Source organism: Nocardia pneumoniae NBRC 100136, from assembly GCF_000308755.1.
Lineage (GTDB): Bacteria > Actinomycetota > Actinomycetes > Mycobacteriales > Mycobacteriaceae > Nocardia > Nocardia pneumoniae.
Genome location: NZ_BAGF01000075.1, coordinates 198,823 through 207,749, shown reverse-complemented (window position 1 = coordinate 207,749; position 8,927 = coordinate 198,823). Strand labels below are relative to the sequence as shown.

The 8,927-nt window shown below is 64.2% G+C and carries 10 protein-coding genes; 3 read left to right on the top strand and 7 right to left on the bottom strand.

Going from position 1 to position 8,927, the window contains the following annotated elements; genetic code table 11:
* Positions 1 to 274 precede the first annotated feature (274 nt).
* The 6 genes from ON34_RS24450 to ON34_RS24425 form a co-directional block, all read right to left on the bottom strand.
* Positions 275 to 1,717, bottom strand: coding sequence for an MFS transporter (locus ON34_RS24450; protein WP_051023054.1), 1,443 nt, complete (start codon positions 1,715 to 1,717; stop codon positions 275 to 277).
* A gap of 245 nt (positions 1,718 to 1,962) precedes the next feature.
* Positions 1,963 to 3,333: a glucuronyl esterase domain-containing protein gene (locus tag ON34_RS24445; RefSeq protein ID WP_157172412.1), complete on the bottom strand. Its 1,371-nt coding sequence runs from the start codon at positions 3,331 to 3,333 to the stop codon at positions 1,963 to 1,965.
* A 50-nt stretch (positions 3,334 to 3,383) separates the two neighbouring features.
* A complete protein-coding gene (locus tag ON34_RS24440; protein ID WP_051023052.1) occupies positions 3,384 to 4,427 on the bottom strand; it encodes a LacI family DNA-binding transcriptional regulator in 1,044 nt (347 codons plus the stop codon).
* 517 nt (positions 4,428 to 4,944) lie between these two features.
* On the bottom strand, positions 4,945 to 5,787 hold the full coding sequence (locus tag ON34_RS24435; protein WP_040783429.1) for a helix-turn-helix domain-containing protein: 843 nt from the start codon (positions 5,785 to 5,787) through the stop codon (positions 4,945 to 4,947).
* Positions 5,784 to 6,311 (bottom strand): DUF6879 family protein, encoded by a 528-nt coding sequence (locus ON34_RS24430; RefSeq protein WP_040783426.1) that lies wholly within the window; start codon positions 6,309 to 6,311, stop codon positions 5,784 to 5,786. Before ON34_RS24430 ends, ON34_RS24435 begins: the two co-directional genes overlap by 4 nt.
* Complete coding sequence (locus ON34_RS24425) at positions 6,292 to 6,648, bottom strand: hypothetical protein (protein ID WP_245548176.1); 357 nt, start codon at positions 6,646 to 6,648, stop codon at positions 6,292 to 6,294. The genes ON34_RS24430 and ON34_RS24425 overlap by 20 nt, the downstream gene beginning before the upstream one ends.
* 270 nt (positions 6,649 to 6,918) lie before the next feature.
* Between ON34_RS24425 and ON34_RS36310 the strand changes: the two genes are divergently transcribed.
* The 3 genes from ON34_RS36310 (at position 6,919) to ON34_RS24415 (ending at position 8,099) form a co-directional block, all read left to right on the top strand.
* Positions 6,919 to 7,131, top strand: coding sequence for a hypothetical protein (locus tag ON34_RS36310; protein WP_040783424.1), 213 nt, complete (start codon positions 6,919 to 6,921; stop codon positions 7,129 to 7,131).
* Positions 7,128 to 7,298: a Sec-independent protein translocase family protein gene (locus tag ON34_RS36305; protein WP_157172411.1), complete on the top strand. Its 171-nt coding sequence runs from the start codon at positions 7,128 to 7,130 to the stop codon at positions 7,296 to 7,298. The genes ON34_RS36310 and ON34_RS36305 overlap by 4 nt, the downstream gene beginning before the upstream one ends.
* 312 nt (positions 7,299 to 7,610) lie before the next feature.
* Positions 7,611 to 8,099 carry a hypothetical protein gene (locus ON34_RS24415; RefSeq protein ID WP_157172410.1) on the top strand — a complete coding sequence of 163 codons (489 nt, stop codon included), beginning with the start codon at positions 7,611 to 7,613 and terminating at the stop codon, positions 8,097 to 8,099.
* 247 nt (positions 8,100 to 8,346) lie between these two features.
* Here the strand turns inward: ON34_RS24415 and ON34_RS24410 are convergent, their stop codons facing one another.
* Positions 8,347 to 8,847 (bottom strand): hypothetical protein, encoded by a 501-nt coding sequence (locus ON34_RS24410; protein WP_040783418.1) that lies wholly within the window; start codon positions 8,845 to 8,847, stop codon positions 8,347 to 8,349.
* Positions 8,848 to 8,927: the final 80 nt, after the last annotated feature.

Here is an 8,927-nt window from a genome sequence, read left to right as displayed (position 1 = left end):
CTGGCCGTGGTTTCAGGCGGATGACATAGGTGTCGAGATGAGCCTGGTCAACCGTCGAACTGGAGCCGTTCCCAGGCCAGCGCTGTTCGCCAGCCTTCGCGCCGGAATGCCCAGTCCTGGACGGCATTCACCACGGTGTCGAATGCGGGCGAGAACATGATGTCCCATGGCGCGTTGCCGCAGTTACCTCAGGTCGACATCGCCAAGTCCTGCCACTGACTGACTCCCGGACACTGCAGTGCCGTGGGGGGAGGTTGCACCAGCGACTGTCTTGTCACCGATGATGAATCGCGGTGATCACATCGCGCGGGTCGTCGAGGTCGCGGTTGGTTGGATCCGGCGTGATGAAGGTGGTGACGATCGTGATAGTGGTGAGGATGCACAGGTAGCCGGCGATGAATTTCCATGCGCCGAGGCCGGCCTCGGGGATGTCTGGTCCACCGTCGGTGGCCACGACCTGGGTGATAATCCATGCGCCGATCAATGGCGCGATACCACCGGATATCACTGCCGAGATCTCTCTGGCCACCGACACACCGAGGTAGCGTTGCCGGGCGCCGAACAGTTCGCTCAGCAACGCGCTCTGCGAGCCGAACATCCCCCATGTGCCGACACCGAGGGCTAGCGAGATGACCACGATCGTCGCCACCACGCTTCCGCGGCTGAGCACCCACCAGATCGGAAACGCCGAAATCAGCTGGAAGTAGGCGAATGCTCGATAGGTGCGCACACGGCCGAACCGGTCGGAAAGGATTCCGGCGATCGGTATCGTCACCGATCCGAGCGATGCCGCGAACACCAGCGACAACGCGCCGATAGGTCCTTCGAGACCAACCGCCGCGCTGGTCACATACGCTACCGCGAGGGCCTGGTAGATCGATGACGAACCGTTCTCGGCAATCCTCAGGCCGATGCCCCGCAGCAGTACCGGCCGTGACGATGCGAGCAGGTTCCGCAGTGGACGCTCGTCTATCCGGTCGCGAGGGGCGAGCTTGGTGAACGTCGGCGATTCTTTGAGGTTGGCTCGCAGGTACATTGCGACGACGAGGATTGCCGCGCTGGCGAGGAAAGGTGGCCGCCACAGCCAGGAATCGGTGATCGAGTGGTGGACGTGGAACACCGCGAAGTACACCAGCGCCGCCGCGACAGTGCCGGCCTGTACTCCGAGGAAGGGGAGGGAGGCATAGAAGCCACGCCGACGTGGTGGTGCGTATTCCGTCATAAGGATCGACGCGCCCGCCATCTCGGCACCGGCTCCGAGGCCCTGCACGATGCGTAGCCCGATCAGCATAATCGGGGCAAGTAGGCCAACTCCAGTTGAGTACCAGTCGTTTTCGTTGCCATGGTAGGTGGGCAGCACACCGATGCCGGTGCTGGCCACACCCATCATGATGATCGTCGCCATGAGCACGAATCTGCGCCCCAGACGGTCGCCGAGACGGCCGAAGAACAGCCCGCCCAGCGGCCGCACCGCGAAACCGATGAAGTAGGTGGCGAAGCTGAGCATCAACCCGGTGGAGGCGGTGTTGCCCGGGAAGAACAGTGGCCCGAATACAAGCGTGGAGGCCAGGCTGTAAAGCGCGAAGTCGTAGTATTCGAGCGCACTTCCGACCGAGCTACCCCACGCGGCGCGGCGCAGCTCCGCAGTTGTCACGATCGGAGTGTCGACTGTGGCGGTGCGCGTTGAAGCGGACCCGGAGCCGGATGCAAAAGTCATGGGGCTGTGCCGATTCGATCGAATTGTGCGGTGAGGGGCTGAAACGGACCAGGTGTCCGCGAATTGTGGGGACTATTCGCGAGAACTCTGCAGATTTGCCACAGAACTCGTTGGCGCGCAGACGAATTCATCGATGTAAATTATTCATCTCAGCAGGGAAACCCCGGCCTGCCCATCACCCATAAGTAACCCAATCGTCAAGGAACGAACGAGTTACACCGGTCTATGGGCAGGCCGGACGTTGTCTACCGGTGTGCGGGTGCACCCCAGCGCGTGTCGAGGAAGTCGAGGTAGCGCTGCCAGTCGTAGGCGGTGACGTCGTGTTTGCCGGAGCGGATGTGGTAGGCGGTGTTGGTGTCGGTTCCGATCGGTTGATCGACCGGAGGCATGGGTGTGTCCGACGGGAGGGCGCTCGTTCCCAGCAGCGTGTAGGTGGTTGCGGCGCTGCGCAGGGAGAGGAATTCGCCTTTGGGGTCGGCCCATCGGTCGTCGTTGGCGCTCGCGGTGTACAGCGGGCGCGGCGCCACCAGTGACAGCAGCAGGTTTCCGTCTGCCGGTATCTGTTGGTCACGGTCTATCCACGTGGCGTAGGCCGGGCACATCCAGTGCGGGAACTTCTCAGCGAGGTGTTCGACGGTTTCGCCGAGCTCGCGTCGCTGGATCGACTGCCCGCCTTTTCCGGATTCCGTCGACAGCAGTGCGCCGATCTCCGGTGTGGTGGCCGCGGCCCAGTCGGCGGCCTTGCCCAGGCGGCTGTGGCCGGTCACCGCGACATGAGCCGCGTCGACGGCGGGGTTGCTCCGCAGGTATGCGACCGCCTTACGGTATCCCCAAGCCCACGCCGCGACAGCGCCCCACTCGTTCGGCGCAGGGGAGGTCCCAGGTTTTTCGAACAGGGCGCGGACACTATTGACGCGTTGGTCTTTCGCGTCGGGCTCGAGGTCTTGGTAGTAGGCCGTTGCAAGTCCGTAGCCTCGTGACAACACGGTCTTGACCTGCCACTGCGTGCTTTGCGATCCGCGGGTGTCCGCTCCTGGGGTTTCGGGATGCGGCGCCTGCTCGTCTTCGCTGACCCAGACATCGGTCGGCTTGATACCCGGGTCGTCGACGACCGACTGGTTGCCGCCACCGTTGAGGCCGAAGATCACCGGCACCGGCCCGGTCGCACGGGCAGGCAGGTACAGCAGCACACGCATGCGCCAGGCGGTATGGCTGCCCGGCTTCGGTGTCGGCCCGAAGATCAGGTCCACTTGCTCGCGGTAGGCAAGCCCATCCAATGCTGGGGCGCGGCCTTCGACGGACTCCACGCGCACGGGAGCCTGATCGGCGGCGGCCGGCGTACGCCCATAGATGTTGTCTTCGAACAGCTTCACGATCTCCGGCCGACGCTGGGTCCACCATTGCTGCTGCGTCGTCACAGGTTTCCCGTCGGCCATGCGCTGCGGGTCGAGCAACTCGTACGGCGGGATCTTCGCCTCGTCGTAGTTGTAGCCGGGCATGTTGTTGTAGTCGACCGTCTTTGGCCCGGGCTCGGCGCTCGCGCACGCGGCCACACCCACGCACAGGACGACACACAGCCACCGCGCATGTCGCCAGAAACCGGTTACTTTGCTCATGCAGTAGGACCATACCGTGGATGATGGCCCGTTGTATAGCGGCAAGGTTGTCAGAGCTCGTCGCGAGTGGACTTGCCGGTCGTGATGTTCGGGCCGGTTGATTGGCGTTTGATCAAGGAGGTGGTCAGCAGCGTGGATACCTCGGCGGGAGGTTGCTGTTCCAAGGCGGCGTGGAGCAGGGACCATGCCCGGCGGCCGAGTTCGTCTCGTGGGCTTGCGACGGTGGTGAGGGCAGGGGGGACATGGCGCCCGATGGTGATGTCGTCGAAACCGGTGACCGAGATGTCGGTTGGCACATCGATCCCGAGTTCTCGCAGCTTGGAGATGGCGCCGATGGCGGACAGGTCGTTGAAGCAGATCAGTGCGGTCGGGTGGTGACCGAGCGCGTGTTCGATCGCGTGGTAGCCGGCCTCGAGTGTTCCGTCGCATTCGACCCTGACGGCCTGTATTCCCAAAAAGTGGCTGGTCTGGATGGCGCGCCATCGTTCCCGGTCCTGCCAGGCATGGTCTGAACCGGACAGGTATACGACCTGGCGGTGGCCGAGGTCTGCCAGATGGGCGCAGAGCTCAAGCATGCCAGTGAAGCCGTCCACCCCGACCATGGGGAGATCGACACCGAGCTCCACGCGGTTGACCAGCACCACGGGGGTGGTTTGGCGGGCGAGTTCTTTCAACCCTGTCGCAGTGATGCGGGAGGACAGCAGGATCAAACCGTCCACGTGGCCCATCAGGTCCCACGCGGTGGTGTACTCGTCGGCCGGGTCGCCGGTGTGATCGGCAATAAGCATGCGGAAGCCGGCCTGTGATGCCGCCTGATGCAGATGTTTGGCGATGTCGTGGAAATAGGAATTGGCGAGGTCGGGCATCAGCAGGCCGACATGGCGCAGGCCGCCGCGCGCCAGGCCGCGAGCGGCTTCGCTGGGGCGGTAGGCCAGTTCCTCAGCGGCTCGCCGGACCCTCGCGGCGAGCTCGGGGTTCACGGTGTTCACACCGCTCATGACACGAGAAACGGTCGCGGTCGAGACCCCGGCCGCGTTGGCGACCGTCCGGATGGTGACACGGCCGGGATGCGTACTACGGACCCGCTCGCTCATCCTCCGCAGTCTCCTTCTTCCCACCCGCGCACCGCTCCGCATGTCGGCAAGCGGTCCCAGCATAGGAGGTCTCCCCGGGTCAACCCTGTCCAGCATGCACGCGCCGGAGCGCTCCCGCACTCGAGCGCCGTCAGGAACCGGTTACTCACAACGGTCGAGACGATACCGGACAGTTGTAAAACCCCCTTAAGACATGTCCTCATGCTGCGTCGTGGGCGGCGCGGCCGATCACCGCGAACCAGCCTTCGCCGGACTGGTCGGCGGTGGCGGACCGGAACCGGGTGCCGAGTCGCTGCACGAGGTCTACGCCGTCAGGCCGAGAGACAACTGACTCGTCCCGAGCCCGGGTCCGAGTAGTGCGGTGAGTGGTGTTGCACACCAACGCGTGTAACACCACTCACTCGAGCTGCCCTCGTTGAACCGCAACGCCGCCCAGGCGCGGCGGAACCCGTATCGAGTATTTCGTGGCGTAGCGGCGCAGCCAGGACTGCGAACCCGCGTCCGATCGCCCCGCTACCTAGGGCTTGCTCCGCCATCGGTCCAGCGCCGCCCCCACCAGCGCACGCGCAGCTTTGCCGGTGACCGACTGCGCGGCGAGCGTTTCGAACGCACGCGCGTACAACGCGATCTCTCGGGGCTGAGTAATCATCAGCTCCGCTGAAATCGCCTCGACGAGAACCATCCGGTCGTCGAACATGACGAAGTTCGTCGCAGGCGTGAGCCATTCGGCCCCGGAGGGCACCACACCGAACAGCATTCGAGGTAACCCCATAACAGCGAGCAACCGGTCTAGCTGACCGGTCATAACCTCGGGGTCTCCCACAGTCGTAGACAAGGACTGCTCGGCTATCAGGATGTGGAACCGATGGTCACCACGGTAAAGAACCTGTTGCCGCTCGAGTCGTTTCGATACGCCTTGGTCCACGTCGTTGGGTATCCGGTAGAACTCGATGGCTCGGCGTAGCACCGCCTCGGCGTACTCGGCGGTCTGGAGAATCCCAGGAATCAACACCGGTTCGTAGATCCGCATGAGCTTGGTCTGTTCGGCCAGCGCTACAGATCGTTCCTGGCGTCGCCTGGTTCCGGCGTGAAGCACTCGCCGCCATTCCAGGTATGCGGCTTCGATATTGCGGAGGGTAGCTATCAGGTCTGCCAACTGCCCTTGGTTACCTGTGTGGGCACAGTAGGCCCGTAGATCGGCCTCTGTGGGGCTACGGTCACCGGTCTCCACCTTGGACACCTTGGACTCGTGCCAGCCCGCCAGAGTCGCGAGCTGGCGTCCGGTGAGTCCGGCGTCCTTCCGCATCTCGCGCAGTCGCTTACCGAGCGCTTCCCGCTGTTGGTGAACCGAGTCGCTCACTTCAGAGTGCTAGGCCCCGCATAGTCCTCGAATGGCGTGGCAAGCTCCCATAGCCGTCGTTTCACGCTGACGCAGTGATCAACGATCCAAGCGTCCGAGGTGACGGCTACGCCAAGTCCGCGCCCGTCGGAATCGCGCACGTGGAAGGCTACTCGTTCGTCATCCAACAACCAGTAGTCCTCATCGGGCACTGTGTCCGCAAGATGGCGCGGTAGGTACCGGATGTCTTCCCCGGCATGGATGTTCTCGGGTGTCGTCGTCAGCATCCAACGGTGGTAGTCGGTGTGTGGCTCGGTGAGTACCCGCACCCGTCGCACAGCTACACCCCGGCCGGTCGTCTCCTCGATGAGCGACCGCCACGGACCAAACCATTCGAGGTCCCTGGCCGGCTCCCCATTGAGGAACCGACGCAATGGCTCGGACTCTACAGCGACGCCGTAGGAGTCGCGGACTTCGAGGTGGAACGCTTCGTGCTGGCATGAGCGGAGAAGATCCGGGTACGGATCACCTTGCAGTAGAAGCACCGTAGAACGTCCTTTCCAGCATCGGCACCTCGATAGCCGTTTCGTCGTCGGCCAGATCGAGCTGGCTCATCGTCTCGGCATCCGTGATCGGTCGACCGGTCAGGGTGAACGTTCCCCGGCCGGTGTCCGTCAGCGTGGCCCCTATGAACGTATCCGGCTCCAAGAACCCGAGTAGCAAGTGTGGAATCTCCACTGTTCCAGACTGGCCCGTAGCCCAGCCCTGCGCTACGTACGAGCCTTCGTCCGTGGCGTACAACGCCGGGCATTCGCCGACGGTCGAGCCGCCCCGGCCGAGGAATCTCAGGGTCAGTCTTCGCCCTGCTTCACCGTCTGTCATTGTCGTTGCTCCTGCCTACCGGAATGACATTGTTTGGCGTCTGCCATGTGTCATGGTCCCGTAGATGGCCGACTATGTGGCCAGTACAATCAACTCCGGTCAAGTTCTGTCAAGTTCCTAGCTACGGCCGGTCTCGACTCCTTAGCGTTCTGAGCTGGCCCCCGTGACATGTGACGCCTAACCGGTCACGGGGTGCCTACCAGGGGCCGACGACCGAAGTCGGCTCCAGGCAGGGCTACTGCACTGCCACCGAACGGCAGAGGGGTCGAGGTGGGCAAGCACACGAGGATTGTCGTCTTCGACGGCGGACTGTTGGAGGTCACCGATTACGGCGACGAAGACGGGTCGGTGTATCTGGAGTTGCCGACTCTGCCACAACGGATCCCGGGCGCTGCCGAGACACATCCACCGAGTGGCCCATTCGAGCCTGCCAACGCCGCGCTGTGCAGGCGGGTGCTGCGACTGCTCCAGGACCTGCCGTGATCACGATCGGATGGCTTGCAGTCATCGGTATTCCGCTCGGCGTGTTCGCCGTGGCGGTGTTCGGGCCTGAGCGGATACCCAAGGACCGCACCGTCAAGGGAATTCGCGAACGAATCGAGTGCGAGGACACGGGCCGGAGGAAGCCCGATGCGTCACGGGAGTACTGACCGGGTCGCGGCTGGTCAGGCAGTTTGGAATGGTCCGACAGAACGAAGTTCGCATGGCCATACCGCCGCGAGATCGGCTCGGCGCGATGTGAGTCCGCGCGGCCCACGCTGTATTCCTCGGCGAGGTGCGCGAGGCTCGTGTCGTCGGCGGGGTCGTGGTAGCGGCGGTGGATCGTTCTCCGCGCTGCCAGTGGCAGTTTCGGTCTTCAGGGTTTGCGGGGACAGCCTGCCGAAGGGGTCGTCCCAGTACCGGAGTCCGGGAAGGAACGGGGGAGGAGTGGCGGCGGCGGGCGGGATCGTGCGCGCGCTGCGGTGGGCGTGCCGGTCGCCTCTCCGGTATGCCTAAGATTTCGGGAAATGTTCTGCAGTGCAGTGAAAGAGAGAAATTCGGTGTTCATCCCCAAGAGAAGTGCTCGCCGGCTATCGATCGTGGGCGCGGTAGTATCCGGTCTCGCGGCCGTGACGGTCTCGACGACCGTCGGCGCGGGATCTGCTCAGGCGCTGCCGCCCGGTGACGCGTTCTGCTCATCGGTTCCGGTCGACAGCCGTCTCGATATCGAGTGCACGAATACCGATGTGGGCCCGGCCACCGCCGGAGTATTTGTCATGTGCAGCGACCTCCGCCCGCTGGTCCAGGAGGTACGGATCCGCCCCGAATCGACGATCCAGTTGAGCCAGGACTGCGGCCCCGGCGCACACCCGATCTCGTGGAACGTGAACGCCAAAACCGACTATCAGCGCGACCGCGAACGCGACGACGAAATCGACCACGAACGCCGCTCTGGCCACAATCACATCTGAGGCCGCAGTTCGGTCACCGAGCACCCGAACCGACGCTCACGCTCACAGTACCCGGCAGCCCAGGCTGAGCGGGTCAGCTCACCGACATGCTCGCGCCGCTGCGGCGCAGGGTGGTTGCTGGTTGGCTTGGCTGCCGATGATGTTGATCGGTGTGTCGGAGGTTGGTTCGTGGCGGATTCCGCAATGCTGCCGAACAGCGTCGCGGACATGCCACAACTGGAAGTTCTAGTTGCCGTGGGCCGTCGGATCAGGCCGCGACCGGCCCGGCTGTGATCGCCCGTCCATCGCGGGTGGTCACGGTGATGTGCGGTTCCTCGCTGCCGTGGGCGCGGATGACCGCAAACGCCAAACCATCCGCTCCGATCGCTGTGACGTGTTTCTCCAGCGAGGAACTCACCGTCAGGGATACCGCGTCGTGTGCGGCGCGGCCGATCACCGCGAACCAGCCTTCGCCGGACTGGTCGGCGGTGGCGGACCGGAACCGGGTGCCGAGTCGCTGCAACGGCTCCCAGTTCGAGGTGCGGTCGTTCCGGGGCCCAGACGGCCGGGGTGCGCCGAACATGGTTCCGTGCGTCGCCCACTGGTCGCCGTCGGGGTGAACGAACACGATGTATCGGCCCTGGTTGCCGTCTATGACGACAGCGGCGATGTCATCGCGGACGACGACGCTGACCGCGGTGAGGTTGCTGTCGGCATCCGCGAGGGCCTCGATCGCCACGGCGACCGCTGGATGCTCCAGAGTGTCCATTGGCTGCGTCCTTCCGTGTCGTGTCAGCAAGTCGCGGAGATGGTGGCGCTGTTGTCGCCGCCGTGGTCCCAGTTTCGGGA